This is a genomic window from Paenibacillus sp. 2KB_22 (assembly GCF_052115745.1).
GTDB lineage: Bacteria > Bacillota > Bacilli > Paenibacillales > Paenibacillaceae > Paenibacillus.
The window spans coordinates 174,972-196,770 of the sequence record NZ_JBFRHG010000008.1 but is presented as its reverse complement, the minus strand read 5'-3'; the positions used below and the strand labels follow the sequence as shown (position 1 = coordinate 196,770).

Annotated in this window: 15 protein-coding genes; 4 read left to right on the top strand and 11 right to left on the bottom strand. The window is 48.1% G+C overall.

The window, feature by feature from the left end; genetic code table 11:
- Nucleotides 1–607: 607 nt before the first annotated feature.
- From AB4111_RS28295 to AB4111_RS28265, 7 genes are all read right to left on the bottom strand, one after another.
- Nucleotides 608–1,153, bottom strand: coding sequence for a GNAT family N-acetyltransferase (locus tag AB4111_RS28295; protein ID WP_442034458.1), 546 nt, complete (start codon nucleotides 1,151–1,153; stop codon nucleotides 608–610).
- A 52-nt stretch (nucleotides 1,154–1,205) separates the two neighbouring features.
- Complete coding sequence (locus AB4111_RS28290; RefSeq protein WP_442034456.1) at nucleotides 1,206–2,810, bottom strand: response regulator; 1,605 nt, start codon at nucleotides 2,808–2,810, stop codon at nucleotides 1,206–1,208.
- The gene (locus AB4111_RS28285; RefSeq protein WP_442034454.1) at nucleotides 2,807–4,717 is read right to left on the bottom strand and encodes a cache domain-containing sensor histidine kinase; all 1,911 of its coding nucleotides are present in this window, start codon (nucleotides 4,715–4,717) and stop codon (nucleotides 2,807–2,809) included. The genes AB4111_RS28290 and AB4111_RS28285 overlap by 4 nt, the downstream gene beginning before the upstream one ends.
- A 28-nt stretch (nucleotides 4,718–4,745) precedes the next feature.
- Nucleotides 4,746–5,594: a carbohydrate ABC transporter permease gene (locus tag AB4111_RS28280; RefSeq protein ID WP_442034453.1), complete on the bottom strand. Its 849-nt coding sequence runs from the start codon at nucleotides 5,592–5,594 to the stop codon at nucleotides 4,746–4,748.
- Nucleotides 5,591–6,541: a carbohydrate ABC transporter permease gene (locus AB4111_RS28275; protein WP_442034452.1), complete on the bottom strand. Its 951-nt coding sequence runs from the start codon at nucleotides 6,539–6,541 to the stop codon at nucleotides 5,591–5,593. Before AB4111_RS28275 ends, AB4111_RS28280 begins: the two co-directional genes overlap by 4 nt.
- Nucleotides 6,542–6,588: 47 nt before the next feature.
- The gene (locus AB4111_RS28270; protein WP_442034451.1) at nucleotides 6,589–7,929 is read right to left on the bottom strand and encodes an ABC transporter substrate-binding protein; all 1,341 of its coding nucleotides are present in this window, start codon (nucleotides 7,927–7,929) and stop codon (nucleotides 6,589–6,591) included.
- A gap of 188 nt (nucleotides 7,930–8,117) precedes the next feature.
- The gene (locus tag AB4111_RS28265) at nucleotides 8,118–10,361 is read right to left on the bottom strand and encodes a glycoside hydrolase family 88/105 protein (protein ID WP_442034450.1); all 2,244 of its coding nucleotides are present in this window, start codon (nucleotides 10,359–10,361) and stop codon (nucleotides 8,118–8,120) included.
- A gap of 374 nt (nucleotides 10,362–10,735) precedes the next feature.
- Between AB4111_RS28265 and AB4111_RS28260 the strand changes: the two genes are divergently transcribed.
- Nucleotides 10,736–11,563, top strand: coding sequence for a methyl-accepting chemotaxis protein (locus tag AB4111_RS28260; protein ID WP_442034448.1), 828 nt, complete (start codon nucleotides 10,736–10,738; stop codon nucleotides 11,561–11,563).
- A gap of 157 nt (nucleotides 11,564–11,720) precedes the next feature.
- Here the strand turns inward: AB4111_RS28260 and AB4111_RS28255 are convergent, their stop codons facing one another.
- A complete protein-coding gene (locus tag AB4111_RS28255; protein WP_442034446.1) occupies nucleotides 11,721–12,539 on the bottom strand; it encodes an endonuclease/exonuclease/phosphatase family protein in 819 nt (272 codons plus the stop codon).
- 280 nt (nucleotides 12,540–12,819) lie between these two features.
- Here AB4111_RS28255 and AB4111_RS28250 point away from each other — a divergent pair, with 280 nt between their 5' ends.
- Nucleotides 12,820–14,598, top strand: a complete 1,779-nt coding sequence (locus AB4111_RS28250) for an SWIM zinc finger family protein (protein WP_442034444.1) — start codon at nucleotides 12,820–12,822, stop codon at nucleotides 14,596–14,598.
- A gap of 5 nt (nucleotides 14,599–14,603) precedes the next feature.
- Nucleotides 14,604–17,624, top strand: coding sequence for a DEAD/DEAH box helicase (locus tag AB4111_RS28245; protein WP_442034468.1), 3,021 nt, complete (start codon nucleotides 14,604–14,606; stop codon nucleotides 17,622–17,624).
- Nucleotides 17,625–17,718: 94 nt separating this feature from the next.
- On the opposite strand, the gene AB4111_RS28240 is transcribed toward AB4111_RS28245, so the two are convergent.
- On the bottom strand, nucleotides 17,719–18,177 hold the full coding sequence (locus AB4111_RS28240; RefSeq protein WP_442034442.1) for a hypothetical protein: 459 nt from the start codon (nucleotides 18,175–18,177) through the stop codon (nucleotides 17,719–17,721).
- 383 nt (nucleotides 18,178–18,560) lie between these two features.
- Between AB4111_RS28240 and AB4111_RS28235 the strand changes: the two genes are divergently transcribed.
- The gene (locus AB4111_RS28235) at nucleotides 18,561–19,244 is read left to right on the top strand and encodes a type 1 glutamine amidotransferase domain-containing protein (RefSeq protein ID WP_442034440.1); all 684 of its coding nucleotides are present in this window, start codon (nucleotides 18,561–18,563) and stop codon (nucleotides 19,242–19,244) included.
- Nucleotides 19,245–19,346: 102 nt separating this feature from the next.
- Here AB4111_RS28235 and AB4111_RS28230 read toward each other — a convergent pair whose 3' ends face one another.
- Entirely contained in the window at nucleotides 19,347–20,306 is a 960-nt protein-coding gene (locus AB4111_RS28230; RefSeq protein ID WP_442034438.1) for a 2-keto-3-deoxygluconate permease, read from the bottom strand.
- A 6-nt stretch (nucleotides 20,307–20,312) separates the two neighbouring features.
- A complete protein-coding gene (locus AB4111_RS28225) occupies nucleotides 20,313–21,770 on the bottom strand; it encodes a glycoside hydrolase family 1 protein (protein WP_442034436.1) in 1,458 nt (485 codons plus the stop codon).
- Nucleotides 21,771–21,799: the final 29 nt, after the last annotated feature.

Here is a 21,799-nt window from a genome sequence, read left to right as displayed (position 1 = left end):
TAAGCTCATTTTGAATCTGACGAGATTAAAAATCTCATTTGTGCTCCAGTCGATTCAAGCCAAGGCTTGTTTCCAACTTTCGCGTTCATTCTGCAAGCAGAATGTTTACTCACTCGTTGTTCAGTTTTCAAAGATCAAACTTGTTTTTTGCCGAGCGTTATTCTCCTCAGCAACTTTTATATCATAACACTTCCGAACCAACTTTGCAAGCTCTTTTTTTAAATTTCTTTCGAAGCTTATTTGTTTTGCCTGCGGCACTTTGTTTCTCGTGTTTTTTTGGCCGGAAATAGAATATATCATATACACAACACAATTACTACTTGTAAAATATCCCATCAGCAAACGAATGGTTTACTTGATTCAATCTTTTCTTAATCTCTTTTTCCGATGGCATTATCCTCTTACTATATCCTATATACACTCACTGGTCGACTCTCTCTCAATATAGGTTGCGAACAGATCAATCAGCATCATTACATTCGTTCTATAAAATATGAAACACAATACCTCTATTCAATAACACTATCAATTATGTGGATACCGAATCTAGTAAATGAACTCCATGGGCTGTAGACATGATAGGATTGTAATCTTCACTTTTTTACTATTAGTCTTTGAACCTCCCCATTACTATCGTGTCATGATACTGTCCATCCGCGTGTCGCCGATCCTTTTTCAGGATGCCTTCGATCTCGAAGCCACTCTTTTGGTATAACTCGATTGCTTTTTCATTGGATGCCAGTACGTTCAACGTCATCTTCTCTATACCAGTCTGATCTGCCCATTCTATTGACTGCACTAACAAGTTCTTGCCAATCCCATGTCCCCAGAACTCTCTGGCTACACACACGCCGAACTCAACCATATGGCAAAAGCGCTTCAACTCTCTGCCTTCACATCGGGAGTACCCCACAATCTCGCCCGCTACTACAGCAACAAGGAACAGATGCCGTGACTTCTCCGTGTCCATATGGATGATCCGCCTGAACCCGGCTGCGTCGATATACGCCTCGCCCTCTTCACGATCCATGTTCTCGGTTTCCCCGTCCATTTGTACACGAAGTGAAGACAAGGCCTCAGCATCTCTTTCCTCTGCCGATCGAATTGAGTAAGATAAGCCTTTAATGTAATATTCCTGCTGATCGATAATCATAAGAACCATTCCGCCTCTTCCACTTTATTTAATATACTTTACCTGTATCGTTCTACCCCACCTCAGAGGGACTCTTGCCCGTAAGCATTTTGAACACCTGGCTGAAATACGTCGCATTACGGAACCCCGTCATCTCGCTCACCTCATATACCATGTAATGACCCGACTGCAACAGTTCCAACGCTCTCTGAATTCGGTACCCGTTCAAATAACTCACGAAATTCTCGCCTGTCACCCTTTTGAACAGTTGACTCAGATACTTCGGATGTACGAATAGTCCCTTGGCTATCGCTTCAAAACTAATCTCTTCGGCGTAATGCAGCTCCACATACTGTTTCACCTGCTCAATAAGTTTATTGCTTTTTTTCTCGCCCATCTCCTTGCGTATCTGTTCTAACCAGTTGCAGATAATACAGTCCATCCAGCTTACCAGATCATGCAACGCATACTTCGATTGAATTTCACGCAAAAAATCACTCATCGCCAGTGGCGGTGTTAACATGGGATGAAGTCGGTTCCAGCTATGAATCAACGTGTCAAACAGACTGACGGCCACCACCTGTACATCCTGTATCCCAACACAGTTCCCCTCTTTCAGCAAAAGGTGAATGTCCTGCCATAGCTCTTCCGCCAGATCAGGTCGAATATCCGCCCAAGCCTCATTCCATTGACGAAGCAATAATGAGTAATCGGTCACACTTGCTTCTGTATCCTCAGATGCCTCGTAGTGGTAGATACGACTTCCACCCTGAAACTCTGCTGTTTCCACCGCTTCCCTGCTCTCGAGATAAGAATCTATCGCCTCACATGGGTGACTTTTGGATCTTCCGATTCCAGCACTCACTTCAATTTTCAGATACGTAAAGATCTGATCGATCATCCGCTCTATGAGTGGCAGGTATTCCTCCAGATGATCTTTATCTCCTAATAGAAGTAACACAAATACCTGATCCGAATAATCAACAATCTCTACCTGACCATTCATTCGCACCGCCTGCTCCTTCAGCGTCTCCTGAATAATATCAGCCGCCCCATAGCGGAGAAGCTGCCAATCCCGTTCTTTCATCCGTGTCAAAAATACGGGGCGATTCAGCTGCAGACTAATGGCGCGTGTCTGTGAGGACATATGAATGCCTATATAGTCCATGCGTTCTTTAGGCAGTTCATCTGGCCGATACCGTGTAGTCAGCAGTTCGTGAAGAAATTGTTTGCGCAAATACGGAAGTACCCGTCCAACCTCCTGCTTATACGTCCGCTCCAGCCGCTCATGCCGCTCTCGCACATCTTGTTCCAACAGTACCTCCCGCAACACAGACTCAATCTCCTCAACCTCCGCCGGCTTCAGCAAAAAGTGATTCACCCCCCAGCGCATGGCTGCCCGGGCGTTCTCGAATTCGTCATATCCACTAAGAATGATGATCGGCAGGTGGGGATGATCACGTCGCAACGTTTGCGTGATCTCAAGCCCAGTCATCCCCGGTAGATAGACGTCAGTCATAACGACATCCGGATGCATGCGGTGAAACAGCTCCAGCGCATCCAAGCCATTGGAAGCCGTACCAGCAATGCTGAGGCCCAGTGAAGGCCAATCGATATGATCTGTTAATGCCTTTACAATATGAGGATCGTCATCAACAAGCATAATGGTCTTCATCATTTTTCACCGTCCAGCCATAGATTTAATTGCTCGTCGGTCTCAATACGCGGCAGCGTAATGGTCACTTCAACGCCACCTGAATCTCTATTGCTCAGTTGAACGCCATACCTCTTTCCACAATACAACTGAATCCGTTGATGCACATTCCGTACACCGATGCCACATGTCTCTTCGAGTTTCCATCCCTCCGGCAAACCTTGCCCATTATCCGTAATACGAATGACGATATCCTCATGCGAGCCAACCTCTTCATGCATATGCACTTGAATTCGAAGTGTCCCTTCTTCAGGGTGCCCGTGCATAACGGCATTTTCAATAAAGGGCTGCAGAATGATCTTGGGAATGTAACAACCGCGAATACGTGGATCGATCTGCTCCTGATATTGAATGGAGAACGGTAGCCGCTCTGACTGTATGTTAACGTAGCAGCGGGCATGCTCCAACTCATCTCGAACCCGAATAAACAATCTCCCTCCACTGAGTCCGATCCGTAACAGCTTACTGAGCTGCACAATCATGCGGCTGATATCCTTGGCTTCATAATCGAGTGCGCGCCAGTGGATCATATCGAGGGTATTGTATAGAAAATGGGGTTTGATCTGGGCCTCAAGCAAGCCCGTCTGGGCTTCACGCTTGGCCCGGCTCTCCTCCTTCACCTGTTCCATCAGCGTTGTGAGTTGTGAAGCCATATGATTAAATCCATACGCCAAGTGGGCATATTCCTCCGTAAACGAAAGGTGCACCCGGGTATCGAAGTCCCCTTTCTCCAGTTGTCTCATTCGCTTGATCAATTGTCTCAGTGGGCGGATGATCTGCCTTACGAACAGGTACGCAAGCACAGCGGAGCATAATAGTCCCAGTATGGCAATGCCGAGAATCTGCCAGCCCGCCTGTTTGAGTGGAGATAAGAGTGTATATACCGGAATAGTCTGTACGAGGCGCCACTGAAGCATGGCTGGTCTGGAGTAGAGCACCAATTGGGCACCTCCGGATTGATCGGAAATCACTTCGTATCCGTCTGCGCCAGGCTGGACATGTTCCTGAATCCATGCACTATCTATAATAGAAGATGATACGTTTACGGCATCACCCGTTTCTGGAGCTGTACTCACTTCATTACTCCTATTCGCTCGTTCCTGTTCTTCCAATGCATCACCTTCAGCATGATCGGATTGTACATTCTCCCCTGCTGGATCAGCTTTCCCCATCTCCATTACGACATTACCAGCCGTATCTACCAACAGGACCTTTCCATCAAGCACCATGGGTACATCGGCAAACCTGCGTACAATGTCCGCTCTACTCAGTCGAATGAGCACATAGGCAACCGTTCCGCCATGACTGTCGAAAATCCGTTGGGCGTATCCGACCAGGGATTGGCCCGATTCGTTCTCACGCAGCGGAACCCATGCCGCATCAGCTTTTTCCAGCGCTGCAAACCAAGAGTCGTGTGCGATGGTGTCCACCGGAAATATGCGATCAGCCATAGTCACTGTCACCTCATTAAAGACATCCGTATACAGTTCGATGGAGGTGATGCCTTCACTCACGACCATGGTATGATCCAGGATTCGAGAGACCTCTCTCCGCTGATGAATCTGTGCAAGTCTGCCCGTATCGGCCGTTTCGAGCAGATGGGACAGTTCCCGATTGCTTGCCAAACCGTAGGCGGTTCCTGTTACCCCTGTAATGAAATCAAATCCCCGACGTGTGCTCTCATTCAGAAGAGCCAGACGTGCTTTGCTAATCTCGGCAAATGTGACCGCGGAGAAAGACTGATATGCCAGCCAGACCACAACGGAGACGAGCAACAGGTTAAACGCAATAAAGCAAGTCACCATCAACGTGGAGAGCTTGCTTTGTTGCAGCTTTTGATTAATGAATGAAGACCATCTTCCTTTCCCCATGGAAAAATCAACTCGTTTCGTCTTGGAATTACCCTTTGAGCCCAGAGGTCGCGATTCCTTCCACGAAGTACTTTTGACACACGATAAATACAATGAAACATGGCACCAATGACAACACCGACATGGCAAACATCGGACCCCAATCGGATTGAGAACTCGAATCAAGGAACAGACGCAGACCTAGCGGCACGGTGTATTTGCTAACATCACTCAAGTAGATCAACTGACTGAAGAAGTCGTCCCATGTCCACAAGAACGTAAAGATCATCGTGGTAACCAGTGCTGGAAACGCAAGTGGAATGATGATTTTGGTGTAAATTTTCACAGGACCGCAACCATCAATGGTAGCCGCCTCATCCAACTCTTTGGGCAATCCCCGGAAGAACTGTACCATGAGGAAAATGAAGAAGGCGTCAGTCGCGAGCCATTTTGGCACCACAAGCGGCAGATACGTATTCACCCACTCCAAGTGGTTGAAGAGAATATACTGCGGGATCAGCGTTACATGATGCGGCAGCATAATCGTCATGAGCATCAGGCCGAAGCAGATGGCTTTGAAGCGAAAATTCAGTCGGGCGAAGGCATATGCCGCCATAGAGCAGGAGATGACATTGCCCAGTACGGCGCCAAGCGACAGGATGACAGAGTTGGTCAGAAACCGGGAGAATGGATTCCCCTGAATTCCAGACCAGCCATTCATGTAATTTTGCCAATTCCATTCCTTTGGCCAGAACCAGGTCTCTGTAAAGATCATATGTCCCGGTTTGAATGAGCTGCCCAGCATCCAGAGGATTGGGTAAAGCATGACAAAGGCGATGCCTGAGATCAACACATGTTTGCTGACGACCCATGCTTTAGAGTTTCGTTGTCCAATCATGATTTCCCACCATCCTCATAGTGCACCCACAGCTTACTGCTGCGGAATACGAGCAATGTAAACACGCCAATCAGGATGACCAGCACCCAGGCCATCGCGGAAGCATAGCCCATCTGAAAGAAAGAGAATCCTTTTTTGTACAGATACAGAGAGTACATTAAGGTTGAATTTACTGGTCCTCCGCTACCATTACTGATAACAAAAGCCTGTGTGAACGATTGAAAGGACGTAATCAGTTGCATCACGAGATTGAAAAAGATGACGGGTGACAGAATCGGCAACGTGATATAGAAGAATCTCCGCAAAGGACCTGCCCCATCTACCGCTGAGGCTTCATCATATTCAGGTGGAATCTGCTTCAAGCCTGCCAGGAAAATAATCATGGATGATCCAAATTGCCATACGGATAACAGTACGATGGAGTACAGGGCATACTTCGGATTAGCAACCCAATCAGGCGCCTTAATGCCCACCATGGCAAGCACACTATTGAGTAACCCGTCACCGCCCAGCATTTTACGCCACAACATTGCAATTGCAACGCTACCTCCAAGCAATGTCGGAATGTAATACACGGTCCGATAAATACCAAGCCCTCGAATCCCTTTATTGAGCAACATGGCTACCAGCAGTGCGAAAATCAACTTGACCGGTACCGATACAGCGACATACGTGAAGGTGACTTTGAGCGACTGGGTAAACAGTTTATCCGATGTAAACATCGTGGTGTAGTTATCCAGACCGACCCAGGAAGGGGCGGCCAGGATGCTGTAATCGGTGAATGAGATGTATAACGATACCAACATCGGACCCAAGGTGAGAAATAACAATCCGACAAGCCATGGTGCGAGGAACAGAAGCGCGGCTCCATTATGCGCATATCTCCGTTTGACCCGCCGGGTAGCTACACTCTCGATTCGGGCTTGACTGACCTGTGATGTGTTCATCTTCGCAACCTCCCCGCAGAATTAGAAGTCTGAGACAGTTCCAATCGTTATTGACTTGATCCAAGTGTAGCCTTGGCTCCTTCAATAAACTGGGCAATGACATCTGGAGTATTGCCTTGACCGAAGGCAATCTGCTCACTTGCGCTCTTGAAACTTGTGTCCACTTCAGCAAATCCTTGCGGGTATGGTGGATCGATCTCACTGGAATGCTTCGATACGGTGTCGATAAATTGGAAAATGACTTGTTCCGCTTCTGGCAGCGTTGGCTGCATCTGCTCGCGAATGCTTGAGTTAACCGGCACACCACGTTCAGAACCAAGAATAGCGGTCGCTTCTGGATCATTGACCATGAAATCAATGAACATGGCAACTTCCTTCGGATGTTTGGTTTTGCCATAACCGGAGAGGAACTGGCCTGGTTTCAGGTATTCGCCAATTTGCTGCTCGTTAACACCATGCGGGAGCACCTGTATGCCAAGCTTATGATCCTGGTTTTTGTTCACCTGCTGGAATGTCAGCAATTGATTGGACCATGCAAAATCCATGGCAGCTGTACCCAGTGAGATCGGGCGTGTCTCCAGTGCATTGGTTGTGGATGCCGTGATCTCCGCTGTGGTAACTCCACCATTCTCACGTAGTGCGCCCCACATATCGAACCATTGCTGAAGCTCTTCGCTGGTAGCGGTCATTGTGCCACCGTCAAACAAACCTTTTCCGGACTGTCGGATAAACACTTCGAACATGTTGGTTGTACCGGAAATGTCTGCAGATCCATAGAAACCCTCACCTTTGGCTGCGGCAATCTTGGTCGCCATATCCCCAAAATCCTTCCATGTCCAGCTCTCTTGCGGTTCTTCAATACCTAATTCCTGAAATACGGTGGCGTCATAAATGACACCTGGTGCGTTTACTCCTAGGGTAATCGCATATAATTTATCGTCAATGGATCCGGCTGTAATCATGCTCTGATCATGATCCTCTGTTCGCAGCTCTTTGCTCTCTGCAAATGGGGTCAGATCAAGCAAGGCCCCACGGCGGGCAAAGTCAGTCAGAAATGCGTAATCCATCTGGATGATATCTGGTGCATTTGAACCGGCTACCTGTGTAGTTAATTTGTCAAAATAACCATCCCAACCAGAGTATTCAGGTTTAATGGTGATTCCCGGATGTTTCTCTTCAAATAGTTGGATGACTTTGGTCGTCAGATCATGCCTGGTCTGTGATCCCCACCAGGTCATGCGCAGTTCAATCTTGCCTGAAGAGTCTCCTTCACTTCCACTTGCTTCGCCAGAAGAAGCTGGCTTATCCGTGGCTCCTCCCGAACAGGCTGTAGCGAACAATAACAGGGACAGGCAGAACAGGGTTACCCACTTTTTCGTGATCATCATAAATGAATTTCCTCCCCTTTTCACTTCTATGGAATCGCTTACAAAAACTATTGTATCGGTCCATTGCTGGACATGACATAAACAAAAGTAAGCTTTCCTGTCAAAAAAGTAAGGAGTTGAAGGAATCAAAAACCACCGGGAATACCATTCCCGGCGGTGATGTTCCTGTCTCAGATAGATATGGTCTGTCAGGAATGTGAGATTGCAGGTGAGGACACCCTGTGCTCGGCCAGATGTTTCTTCATTTTTGCCACTTCGGTCCCTGCCAGCATCATAATGCCTATTCCGTGATTGTCATTGGTGACGGTACGCAAGTCCTGATCATAATACTCTGCCGTAAACGCATATCGTGATCCACTGCACACGCCATGGACATTCCCTTGACGATCAATTGCTTTGCAGATGAGTCCCCTCCAAGCTCGCTCGGCTGCCGTGACGTAAACTTCAGGGTCTTTGAACCAGCCAAAACGTACACCTCTCGCAAAACCATAGGCAAACATCGCCGTGCAGGAGGCTTCTTCATACGTCTGCGGTTCGTTCAACACCTGATGCCACAACCCACTTTCCCCTTGAAGGGCCGCATACCCTTCACACAGTTCGTTGAAGAAATTAATTAGAGCCGGGCGCTCGGGATGCTCTGTTGGCAAAGCTTCCAGTACTTCCGTCAAGGAAAACAGTGTCCAGCCATTCCCCCGTCCCCATGGAATCTGCGTTGCCTGTCCGTATTTGAAATCATACACATGGGACATGATCTTGAACTCAGGCATGAAGAGATACTTCCGATACAGTGAAAATTGTCTGGCGGCTTCATCCAATGCGGCGGAGTTGCCTGTCACCCGTGCATAACGAACGAGAAACGGCGTGCTCATATATAGGTCATCTGCCCACATGGTATTCTCAGCATACTCCCCTACACATGTGCGATAAAATGCCCCATCTTCCTGCCGTTCCAGGCGGGAGAGCATAAAATCTGCAATCCGTTCAGCAATCGGAAGAAACGTTGGTTCATGACACTCTGAATACGCTTCCAGCATGGCCGAACCAAAAGAACCGCAGTTATCCAGCATTTTCAGCATGACCAATTGTTGATTGACAGCCGGGAAACCATACTGCTCCCGATCCCATAATGAGTACTCATACATCTGGGTACATGCCTGCACATGCTCAGCCGCATAACGTGTAATGTCCGGTCTCTGCAAATAACGCCCAGTCCGTAATAGACCATATACTGTGACACCCAATGGATAATCCCAGCGACCATAATTGGTCACACTGCCCACTGTCCATTTGTTGCTTAACATCGCGTTCTCATAATAAGGTCTGATCCAAGCATCCGGTCGATCTAAGCGCCAATATGTCTGTCTTTGCCCCGTTTGATACACTCGGTCCGTTCGAGTCAGATCCGCCAAGTCCGGTTCAACCTCCGACTCAAAAGGTCCAACATATAACCAAGACTCTCCATTAGCACCGTGCACACGCTGAGGAAGTTCCAGTGAGAGCGGCTTGCCCGACACGGTTGCGTTCAAATTAAAATGCCAAGGTCCCGCCTTATCGTCATATTCACTTCGGACAAGCAGGTCACTCCGTCCAAACGGGACTGTTACATCCACTTCGAACGGACCCGCTTCCTTCACTTGCGCCACAGGCTTGCCGCTAATCCATATACTTAAAGAACCGGAGGATTGACCTGACAATCGCACCTGACTCCCGGTTGAATCGTTATTGTTCAGATGTGTCCAAGCATACACATGCCTTCCAGGAAGATGCCCGTATATTCGTTCGAGGGCAGGCTTGGTTTTATCTTCATCAGACCAGCCTGTCTCAGGCAGCCATTTCAAACTGTAATCTGCTTCTTTTCCAAGCAGGTCTGGTTGCTTACTCGCAGCAAGGTTCGGTTGGGAGAACACCCAACCCGCTTGTCCCTGTCTCTCCTGAAACGGCGCAAATACGTTCAGAATACGCACTTTACCTTCATCTGAGCCAAACTGGCAGCCAAATCCGGCAGGGGTATTCTTCATTTCAAGCCAAATGGTGTTCCAACCGGGCTTGATATCAATGCTGAGCTTCACCGTTGCATCAGGACTGATCTCATCCATTACGGTAGAGCGATAGACCAACTGCTCATTGAAATAAAAGCGAACAGGTCCATAACAGCGGACCAACACATCCAGATTCCGGTCCTCGTCCCCCCAGACCAGCGCAGCTGCGTAGGATATATAATCTTTGGGCGCGTCAGGAAAGCGTTTACCTAAATTCAGATCATAAAGCCCTTTCTCATTTTGCAAAATACCAGACTTCTGGAATACCCGATATACAAAATCAGCCTGCGCATTGGCCCCAATATACCTCTCGGCCAGCACCTTCAGCACCTGATCCTGATCTTCTCCAAATCGGTAATACATGCTCTGCGGTTCGCTGAAATAGGTCGTCATTGATCGCACACATCCCTCTCACATTGAAATAAAATTTTATCCGAAATAAAACGTCCACCCGAGCAGCTCAGACCCATATTCTGCTGTGACAGGATCTAGAGATATAGCGCTTAACCTTCGTAAGGAACGCCCTTGCCCTGAACGTTAATATCTTCTAGTTTACTCAGGCACCGATTAATAATCCCAGTATAACTGACATGTTCTATGGTGGCTATAGATTTTTGTTTACGCTTACAAATAAATTCAAAGTCCTACTTTATGTCTCGCTAGTTGAACTTATATTTGAACATTCGTTTAAAAAAATAGAAAACGTTGCCGATATAGATAGTAGGCTAAAAAATTCCACTTTTTGTATCGGGAAGGAAAGATGAACATTGAATACTCTTGAATCTCTGGTAAATGCTATGCCTTTTGTTAGCCAAATGTTCCGTGACGACATATCCATATCCATTAATGATCATGAGAAAGTTTTGTATTTTTCCGAAGCAAAAAGTCTGGAGATTGGCGTGAAGGTTGGAGATGAGCTGCATGACGATTATAAAAATTTCAAAATGCTCACCAACAAGGATACGCGTACCGTGGCTCGCATGCCTGGTGATCTGCAAGGCAGACCTTTCGACGCCATCCTAATTCCCATTAAGGAAAACGATCAGGTCGTGGGCATATTGGGTGTGAACTACGCACTGGATAGTCACATGACACTGGAGACGCTGATCCGTGAAAATGAAACAACCATTCATGCACTCGTCGGCGGCATTCAGCAGATTGCGGCACATTCCGAAGAACTCTCTGCGACCTCGGAAGAGATTCTGCGCAACTCCAAAAAAGCTTCAGAGAACTCGGTTAGTGTGTCTAAAGTAACAAACGTCATTCGTGAAGTATCGGAACAAACCAATCTGCTTGGACTGAACGCCATGATCGAGGCAGCTCGTGTGGGCGATCAGGGAGCCGGATTCGGTGTGGTTGCCAGTGAAGTACGCAAACTGTCCGATCATACGAAACAAGCAGCGGCTGATATCGAAACCTCCCTCGGTAGTGTACAGGATTCCATGAAACATATGGAGCAGGAGATCGGTCAGATTACAACCGCAACGGTGGATCAGGCCAAGCTTGTATCCGAGTTCATGGAAAGCATCGAACAGCTTAGCGAGACAAGCGAGAATCTGAAAAAGTTCGTACATCAGATGCTGGCGTTAGAATAACCATCCAGTTCCACAGCAGGAATAACGAACGCTATGAAATGTACATAGAAAATGATGTAGAATGTGAAAAGCCTCCGGCTACACTTCCCTTAACAGGAAGTCAGCGGAGGCTTTGTTTTGTATTTGAGTTGATATCCCATTTATAGTCGCACGGCTGTTATATCTCTACAGCAACGCCAAAATGGTCGGACACAACCGGCCCGTTTTTACCGTTCAAGACCACAGTGGAAGACTTGGCCTGAATGGGACGATTGGAGAAAATATAGTCGATTCGCAGATCGCGTTTGTTGTCTGCCCAGCCGGCAATGGCCTTCACCACGGTTGCTCCTTCATCCTTTTGCAATGCGGTGGTGTACAGGTCATTCCAGCCTTTGCTCATCATATAGTCATAGCCTTCTCCACGCACTTCCGCGACATTGTTGAAATCACCCATAATATATAACGGCTGATCCATGTAAGGGGCAAGCTTGCTCTCCGTCAACTCCCACTGTCCCTTGAAAGGTTCCTGCGCATCATCCCACCAGTTGTAGTGTCCATTTACAAACCAGGTTGCTTCACCTTGGACGACCGTCTGAATTCCCACAATCTTGCGTGTACGGTAATTGTTATAATCCCGCATGTGGGACACGTATTCTCCAAAAGCCTGCGTAATCGGCGTCCGGCTAAGGATGGCCAGTCCTTCATCGTATTTTTGGAACCCGACATGTGCGGGAATCCACGTCCAGTAATATTGCTCTGTCAGCTGCTGAAGCAGGACGTAGGCGTAGTTGTCTTTTTTAATCACAGCATCCGATTCAATCGCATAATATCTCTTCAGTTCTTCTTCAGAAAGCGCCGCTTCCTGCATGGACTGGTTAACCTCCTGCATGGAGATTACGTCAAATTGATGTGTATTAATAAAATCAGCCAGCTGACTGATCTTGTTCAGTTGATCCTCTTCCGCCCAAGCGTGTGTGTTTAACGTAAGTATTTTCATATGCTCTCTCCTGTTGTTTGTAATATGACCGTTTCCCCGGCCTGCATCGTTCCTGAAAGGAATACATACGATAAGCATACACAATATGAGGCAATCATGCATGCCACTCGCTCACGGCACCTGCGTATTCATCTAAATTCATGTTTGTCCAAAAAGAACTTCATATTCTTATAACCCATGCACGGATCGGCTCATAACTGATATGATGGATACAACAAATTGACAACATCACGTCATCGACGTGGTGATTACTGAACCTATGTTTACCCCAGGAGATGGAATGATGAACATACCGAATAACATGAGGATGGATGATGCGCAGTGGCAACAGTTGATCAGGCAGGTTGCAGAGCATTTTAATAACCTGACGATCATGCGCGGATTCCAATATTATAAACAGAAACGTGTCGGACCATTAACCTATTCAGAGCAACAAGGGATTTCGGCCGTTGTACAAGGATCGGAAGAATATGAGGTCACCCTGAGCATGCAATCCCTGTCTACAAGTCATTGTACCTGCCCGGTGAGTTCCGTATGCAAACATATGACGGCTGTCTTGATGAGTTATGCCGAGCACCTGGAGCGACCTGTACATGCGATTGTGAATGCACACTCCAGTACTGCGCTTAAACAAACGACTAAACCCGTCGGGGCCATGTCCGCAGGACGATCCAGCTACGCCGAAGCTGATGAACAACAGGATATGGACATTCAGGGCAACCAATACAGTCAGATCAAGGAGCGTGCAACAGAGCTTGCCGATCTCGAAATCTCGGAATGGCATGAGCTATTCCACTCCTGTCTGAGACGGCTGGGTACCGGCACAGCAAGCACATCCTACGTGCAGGAAGCAACGGACGAATTATATGCCATTAAGCCAAGGCTGACCGCGGCGATGGACCAACTTTTTGAACTACATGTGCAGCTGCACCTCATACGATTCTGCGTACCGCCGGCTCGTAACTCAATTACGCATACCCCCGTGTACATGAGCTACCCTGCCCAGCTCGCGGTTGATGCACTTTTGAAAGACATTGAACGGATCTTTAGCCATCCGCTAGACTTGTCCGGTCTAAAGGGAAACAAGCTTGAGCAACTTTGGAACAGATTGTCTGAAACCTCAGCTTATTTACGCAAACAGATGATGCCTGAGACAGCCAGCATGATGTTCTTCACTCCGATCTATCGACAACTGTGGTTGAACTGGATCGTGCCTGAGCTTCAAGGGTCACGGGACATGTTGGTGTCGGAACAGGCCATCTTAAATGATATAGAGCGCAATCTAACAGCGACTTCGGCACCTTCCCAGTCCAGCGGGAGTGTCTTGGGTAGCGCTCAGAGTAATGGAAGTAGTAGTGATAGACCAAGCAAAGCCGTATCCCTGCCTTTACCCCTCGTACTCGCGCAGAGCTGGATGTACTTCCATGTAGGGCAAGACGATCAGGCATGGCAGCGACTCATCCATGGAAGCTCGGCCTATGGTATCCCGCCAGAGCATCTGTTGCATTTTCTCCACGTGCTCGCAGATGCAGCTGAATGGAAGCGGCTCGGAGATTGGTTGGTACAACTTGGTCCCCTGCTGGCGAATCGGCGTAACACGCCTTTGAATGATTACATGCATCTATGGGACACGGCCATTCAACATCTGCCGGATACAGAGAACCGCATGTGGGATACGCTTGTCAGCATGCTCCCCCACTCTCGCCCAGCCTATGAGGATGCCATGCATTCTCGTGGTCAGTGGCGCAGGTGGATTGATTTTCAGCTAAGTACAGGGACGGAGCCTCTCGAATTTCGCGTAGCGGTGCTGCAACCGATTGAAAAAGATGCACCTGAACTGCTGCTCCCCTTCTATCATCAGGCGGTGGAGCGTTATATCGGACATAAGAACAGGGACGGATACAAGGCAGCGGTGAAGCTGCTGAAACGCCTGTCCAAAATCTATAAAAAGTTGAAGCAAGAAGCGCACTGGGAGCAGTTCATCACCACACTCGCCGTTCGTAACAGTCGGCTGCGTGCCCTGCAGGAAGAGCTTCGGAAAGGTAAACTGATCTCATGAGCTTAATTCATCCATACACTGAAACGATTGAGGTTCACGTCGCTTTAACCGGATATGGCGATGCTTTGTTTTACGGAGCACTCAACACACACCACTTTGTATCGGGACAGTCGCTTAAGCAGCGATTGTTCGCTTGGCATGCGCCTTCCTTCTACGGTACCGAATTGGAAGTTCGGCAGATCGAAGAGATTGAGCTGGTTGTTCTCCCTGCAGAAGAAGTCATTCCCTTCTTTGCCGAGATGCACACGTTGCTTCATATTGAATGGAAGTGGGATGAGCAAGCGGAACATCTGATTCGACTGGCTCCTGCACTCGCAGCATCTGTCGAGAAACGCAAATACGTACCCAGCTTTGAAGCCTATCGCACAGGACAACTTCAGTGGACCTGGGACCCGGACAGCTTGAAAAAGCAGGATCGGGCATCGCTTACCAAAGCGATTCAACAGACGGACGAGAGCTACGCCGAAGGGCTCGGAGCAACATACTCTGCCTTCGTATTCCAACGATGGTACAGTTCCGAGGAAGCTGCGACCGATCTGCGGCGTGAATTCCCGCAGTTGTTCCCAGAGCGCGGTACTCTACCCAAAACAGCCGGAATGGATGCTCAGTCCTGGCTCGTATCCATTGGCTGGAAAGCGGATGCTGCACCATTCAGACCAATGCTGCAATTGCAGGAGCCGGACGAGGACGAGCCATCTTGGCGGTTGCGACTGGTGTTGCAGAACAAGCTGGATGCCGCCATCTTGGTGCCCGTCATGCTGGATTCACGCGGCAGACTTGAAGGCGAATGGCCAGAAGTATGGACACCGTTCATTCTGGATCGCTCCGCCGGATGGCTGGATCAGCTTCGCGCACATCTGCCGCGTCTTGCAAGCTCTATTAGCGGCAGACGGGATGTGCTGAGTGATCCTTTGGAAGATCAGGAAGCCTGGCAGTTCCTTACACAGGATAGCGGCAGGTTGCTGGCAGCGGGTTGGCAAGTCCTGCTCCCGGGTTGGTGGGAAGCAGCCCGGAAGAAGAAGCCTAAGCTACGCGCCAAGGTGAAGCCAGAGGAAGGCAGTGAGCGGGGACAGTCCTTCTTCGGACTGGACTCAATTATTCATTTTGACTGGCGCATTGCGATTGGTGACACGGATCTCAGCGAAGATGAGTTCGCCGATCTTGTGGCCCGTAATGAACGATTGGTTCGCTTCCGTGGAGAATGGGTTCCTCTCGACCCCGACCTGCTGGAACAGATACGTCGTGCCATGGGCGGTGTAGATCGGGAACAAGGACTCTCATTTCAGGATATTCTGCACCTGCATCTGTTGCACAATGAACAGCGGGAATATCGCAACCAGAAATGGAAGGAAGGGCAACAAGCCGAAGAGGAAGAACAGCCGCAGGCTAATGAGAACATTCGACTGGAGGTAGAGCTGAACGAACACCTGAATCGGGTCATTGCACAACTGGGAGGCGGACAAGGTGGTGCGCCTTCGCTGCCCATTCCTACAGGGCTTCATGCCGAGCTGCGATCGTATCAGAAGGAAGGTTTTGCATGGCTTGGTTTCCTGCGCAGATTCGGCCTTGGGGCATGTCTTGCCGATGATATGGGTCTCGGGAAAACCATACAGTTCATTACGTATCTATTACACATCAAAGAACATGAACCACGTAAGCCGGGACAGGCTCCGGCACTTCTGATCTGTCCAACTTCCGTATTGGGCAACTGGCAAAAGGAGATTAGCCGCTTCGCACCCTCCATTAATGTCAGTCTGCATTACGGGGCACGCCGATTAAGCGGAGAAGAATTCCGGGAGCAGACGGAACAGGTGGACATCATCATCACGTCCTTTGCTACGGCTACACTGGATCAGGAAATGTTGCAGAATTACACTTGGGCGTGCATCTGTCTAGATGAAGCGCAGAATATCAAAAACGCCCAGACCAAACAGTCCCTGGCCGTCCGCAGCTTCCCGGCAAAACACCGCATTGCCATGACAGGCACACCAATCGAGAATCGGTTGTCCGAGCTGTGGTCGATCTATGATTTTACCAATCCAGGATATCTGGGCAGTGCCCGAGCATTCCAGACTCGCTTTATCAGTGCGATAGAGAAAGATAAGGATGAGCAGCGGATGCAGGATCTACAGCAGCTCGTGAAACCGTTCATGCTTCGCCGTAAGAAAAAAGATCCGAACATCCAGCTTGATCTGCCGGACAAAAATGAGATGAAAACTTACATTCACCTTACGGGCGAACAAAGTGCATTATATGACCAGTCCGTGCAGGCCCTGATGGATAAAATGAAAGAGCTGGAAGGTATCAAACGCAAAGGTGCGATTCTGTCGGCCCTAACTCAGCTTAAACAATTGTGTGACCACCCTCTGCTGCTGACAAAAGAAGCTTTGCCGGAGGAACTGCCCGAGGACGGCACATTAACATCTTCTTATGATGTGTACAGCCCGCAGGATATGGCGATGCTGATCAGCCGTTCCGCGAAGCTGGAACGACTGATGGAGCTTGTCCGTGAATTGCGGGATGAGGGCGAGCGATGCCTGATCTTCACCCAATACATCGGTATGGGACAGATGCTGCAACAGGTGCTGCGTCAGGAGTTGCAGGAACCTGTGCTGTATCTGCACGGGGGCACCTCCAAGACGGCAAGGGATCGCATGATTGAGGAATTCCAATCCCGAACACTGCCTGAGGACAAGCAGCCGTCCGTCTTCATTCTGTCCATCAAGGCAGGCGGCGTGGGATTGAATCTGACCGCAGCCAATCATGTCTTCCACTTTGACCGCTGGTGGAACCCTGCTGTTGAGAATCAAGCCACCGACCGGGCTTACCGGATGGGTCAGACCAAAGATGTACAGGTGCATAAGTTCATCTCTCTCGGTACACTGGAGGAGCGGATCGACGAGATGTTGGAGAGCAAACAACAACTTAGCGATAACATCATCACAAGCTCCGAGAACTGGATTACGGAATTGTCAACGGACGAACTGAAAGATCTGTTCACTCGGCGTCGTGACTGGTCGGGCTAACTTGGATTGAAATGAGAAACACAAAAAGAGCGAAGTTTCGGAATTAAAATTCCGGCTCCGCTCTTTTGTTATTGTTGCAGTTAATCATCCGTTCTTAACGCATGTTACCGATGATGGATGATCTTGATTCCTGCATTTTTTTGATAAAGTTTGTCATTACATCAAACGCTTCATTACGCTTGTTGGACAGGGACTGCAGTCGAAGCATGTCCATCTGTTGGGAATTGCTCGCAGCATCAATTTGACCTTTCAGCTTCTGAACAGCTGCTTCATCCCCGTTTTGCTGGGCAACCTGCAATTGAGAGTTCAACTCCGCGATCAGCTGATTACGGTTCTGTACCTCTTGAATTTGCGTTTGCAGTTGAGCATCCAACAATTTGGTGCGTTCGCTCTGAACCATCATCAGAGCCGTTTCGATATCCATACCGCTAATGTCGATAGGTGTTACGCTAGAGATGTTGGAGATTGGACTTGCTGAGGCTGAAGAGACGATGGAGACTGCAGCGACAGCAGCAACTGCTGTTGAAGCGAAAAATTTACCTGAACGTTTCATTTGTGTTCCTCCGAGTCCCTATGTAATATGTACCAGTTTTTTGTTGGTATCTTCCGCCATTCTAAATCAAAAGAACTAGTTGTTCAATCAAATTAACATCAAATTTGAAATAATTTTGATATCCCTTACACACGCCTACCTCCGCTTACAAATTGAGTAAATTAAACAGGGCATTATAAGTAAACGTGCATTCTTAAGGGCATATTTACTACTACTAGATTATTCTTTACTCTTACGCTTGAAAGTAACAATGGAGATCGAAGATACGTTCATGATTTTACTTTAGAACATGGTTATGTTATGTTTAATAATATATTTTACACAATTTAATTTTGTGATATTTAATATAAATGAATGTTATACACTTTACGGGAGGTTTTTATATGAAAAAGATACTGGTTGTTCTAACAAATGTAGATAAATACGCAACGAAGGACGAACCTACCGGCTTGTGGCTGAGCGAAGCAACTCACTTTATTGAAGAGTTTGACCATAATGACAATGTTCAGATCGATCTGGTTAGCCCTAAAGGGGGTAACGTACCTCTTGATCCGAAAAGTCTCGGTGACTCCCTGGATGAGAGCACCAAAGCCTATTTCGAGAACGAAACATTCATGAACCAATTGAAGAATACGTTGAAACCTGGCGAAGTAAACGCGAGCGACTACGATGCAATCTACTTCACAGGCGGTCACGGTACGATGTGGGATTTCCCGGACAATGCCGAACTTCAAGAGCTTTCTCGTGAAATCTATGAAAAAGGTGGCGTTGTATCCGGCGTGTGCCACGGGGTTACAGCCCTGCTGAACGTGAAGCTGTCCAACGGCCTGCTTTTGATCAACGACAAAACGGTTTCCGGCTTCACGAATGAAGAGGAAGCATTGGCTCAACAAACCGAGTATGTTCCTTTCCTGCTGGAAGATGCTTTGAGAGAACGCGCTGCACAATACGATAAAGCGGCTGCCTTCAGCTCCTATGTCACAACAGATGGCCGCGTGGTCACAGGACAGAATCCGCAATCCAGCAAAGCTGTAGCTGAAAGTGTTAAACAACTGCTGGGTCTGTAATATAAACCGATTCATTCCTCTCCTCCCTCAGGAGATCATATAGATGTACAAAGCAAAACAGCATGTGATCCGTCATGACCTGACAGAACACATGCTGTTTTTTTATTGATTGGCTCGTATCGAAGCTTCTGTCGTTGTTATTCCAGCCAGACGTTTCACGATATAAGGCACGATCACCGACGTCAGAATCACGGCAAATGCAATCTGAGCGATAGCTGTGTCCACATAAGGCGCATACGCCGGATTGAATTCGGCAGCCATTGAAGGCACCACCATAGACAATCCGGCAACCGAACATGTCGCAGCCGCTGCGTAACCGGGCCGTCCTAATATCTTCCGATCAATTCCAATGAGCGGCAGCATGCAGATCAGCAAAAATAACACCGTGACCAGCAAACCGGATAGACTGGATTGAAATGCAATACGCAGATCAATATTCGACCCAAAGCTTGTACCCAGAAAAGGCAGCAGAATCAGTGTTCCCGGAGCGAACATCTTCTGTATGTTGCGATCCAGGTTACCAAGAAGTATGCCGATCATAAAGGGCACCAGGGTAGCAAGGACACTGAGGTAATCGATACCAACACCGCTTGCCGAATTCAATATCATGACCGGAATAACCGGAACGGCAATCAGATTCAGAATGCCAAACGCTGCACGATCCACATCACCTCCGTACGTGTTCATCAAGGCCAGATATAACCCCGGATTACAACTGGTCAGAACGGCAATGAAAGCTACCGCAGACACGCCTCCAACCCCACTAATGCCAAAAAAGTGTACAAATGCCCAGCCAAACAGGCAGCTGATGAGAATACGTGAAATACAGAGTACCCCTGCTCTCTTCAAGGTCACTAGAAGCTGTGACAGATTGAGCTGTGTACCGGACACGAGCAAAATCATGCCAATCAGCACCATGGTACCTTTCGATGTGAATAGTGCTGTCGTTGGATCTCCGATCTGAAACACCGATGGAAACAACGTGTTGATGACCGCGGCGGCAAGCATAGGAACAATCAGCAAGCCGCCAGGGATTTTTTTGATTCGGCCCAGAATATTCATGACCTGTTACAGTACTGCTCCGTTGGTACGGATCACATTCTGATACCAGAAGAACGAATCCTTCCGATATCTTTCGAGCGTACCATTGCCATAGTCATCCTGATCCACGTAGATAAATCCGTACCGTTTGCTCATCTCGGAAGTCCCTGAACTGATCATGTCGATCGGCCCCCACATCGTGTAACCCAACACTTCGACGCCATCCGCAATGGCGAGTCCCATCTGTTCAATATGTTTGCTCAGGAAATCAATCCGGTAGGGATCGTTGATCGTTCCATCCTCATTCAGCTTGTCGTAGAAGCCTGAGCTGTTCTCCAGAATGAAGACCGGTTTTTGATATCGATCATAGACGAGATTCAGCGTATACCGCAGGCCAATGGGATCAATCTGCCAACCCCACTCGTTTGCAGGCAAATGCGGGTTTTTGTAGACACTGTGTACGTTCCCGGCTGTTAATTCAAGTTGTTCGGTATCACTACTGGAAATCATGGAGTTATAATACGACATCCCCACGAAGTCAGCCGTATGTGCGCGAATGTTATCCAGATCGCCGTCCTCGATGTTCAACTGAATCTCCTTGTTTTTGAAGTACGTTTTACTATAGTAAGGGTACTCGCCTTTATTGAGCACATCCAGATAGAATTGATTTTTCATCTGATCATCCTGCTGCATCTGAAGTGCATCCTCCGGCTTGCATGTGTACGGATACGTTGTAAAATAAGCCACCATACTTCCGATCTGGTTATTCGGATCAATCTCATGAGCCATCTTGGTTGCTCTGGACGCAGCTACAAATTGATGGTGCAGCCCTTGGAACAGCATTTCCTCATAATTCGGCGCATCATAATCAATGATTCCCAGCGTCTTGGCCGATGCCTTCACGCTCATGTTGATCTCGTTGAACGTCACCCAATATTTCACTTTGCCCTTGTAGCGATTGAACAGCACATCACAATAGTTCACATACAGATCGATCAGCTTGCGGTTGTACCATCCTCCGAACTTGTCCATCAGTACAATCGGTGTATCAAAGTGGCTAATGGTGATCAGGGGCTCCATACCCTGTTTCAGACATTCATCAATAACCTGATCATAGAACTCTAGTGCCTTTTCGTTCGGAACGGCATCATCGCCACCTGGAAATACTCTGGCCCATGAAATGGAATAACGGAATACTTTGAAGCCCATCTCGGCGAATAATGCGATATCCTCACGGAAGTTATGATAGAAGTCGATCCCCCGACGCTTTGGATATTTAACTGTATCCGGGTCATTCCGGGCCTCTTCAATCATCTCCCAATTCACCCTGATCTGCTTGGTCACCTTACGGTCGTTCTTCTCGTTAAACTTCATCACTTCTGGAATGGTCAGGCTCTTGCCATCCACATTATAAGCACCTTCAGCCTGACAGGCAGAAAGCGCCCCGCCCCACAAAAAATCTTTTGGAAAATTAGAATGAGTCATTTTAGTTTCCTCCTGTTATTACGTGTTAT

What these genes read in the sequence shown, in the direction of transcription:
- AB4111_RS28295 (WP_442034458.1), bottom strand. Translation starts at nt 1,153, where the DNA reads ATGATTATCGATCAGCAGGAATATTACATTAAAGGCTTATCTTACTCA.
- AB4111_RS28290 (WP_442034456.1), bottom strand. Translation starts at nt 2,810, where the DNA reads ATGATGAAGACCATTATGCTTGTTGATGACGATCCTCATATTGTAAAG.
- AB4111_RS28285 (WP_442034454.1), bottom strand. Translation starts at nt 4,717, where the DNA reads ATGGGGAAAGGAAGATGGTCTTCATTCATTAATCAAAAGCTGCAACAA.
- AB4111_RS28280 (WP_442034453.1), bottom strand. Translation starts at nt 5,594, where the DNA reads ATGATTGGACAACGAAACTCTAAAGCATGGGTCGTCAGCAAACATGTG.
- AB4111_RS28275 (WP_442034452.1), bottom strand. Translation starts at nt 6,541, where the DNA reads ATGAACACATCACAGGTCAGTCAAGCCCGAATCGAGAGTGTAGCTACC.
- AB4111_RS28270 (WP_442034451.1), bottom strand. Translation starts at nt 7,929, where the DNA reads ATGATGATCACGAAAAAGTGGGTAACCCTGTTCTGCCTGTCCCTGTTA.
- AB4111_RS28265 (WP_442034450.1), bottom strand. Translation starts at nt 10,361, where the DNA reads ATGACGACCTATTTCAGCGAACCGCAGAGCATGTATTACCGATTTGGA.
- AB4111_RS28255 (WP_442034446.1), bottom strand. Translation starts at nt 12,539, where the DNA reads ATGAAAATACTTACGTTAAACACACACGCTTGGGCGGAAGAGGATCAA.
- AB4111_RS28250 (WP_442034444.1), top strand. Translation starts at nt 12,820, where the DNA reads ATGATGAACATACCGAATAACATGAGGATGGATGATGCGCAGTGGCAA.
- AB4111_RS28240 (WP_442034442.1), bottom strand. Translation starts at nt 18,177, where the DNA reads ATGAAACGTTCAGGTAAATTTTTCGCTTCAACAGCAGTTGCTGCTGTC.
- AB4111_RS28235 (WP_442034440.1), top strand. Translation starts at nt 18,561, where the DNA reads ATGAAAAAGATACTGGTTGTTCTAACAAATGTAGATAAATACGCAACG.
- AB4111_RS28230 (WP_442034438.1), bottom strand. Translation starts at nt 20,306, where the DNA reads ATGAATATTCTGGGCCGAATCAAAAAAATCCCTGGCGGCTTGCTGATT.
- AB4111_RS28225 (WP_442034436.1), bottom strand. Translation starts at nt 21,770, where the DNA reads ATGACTCATTCTAATTTTCCAAAAGATTTTTTGTGGGGCGGGGCGCTT.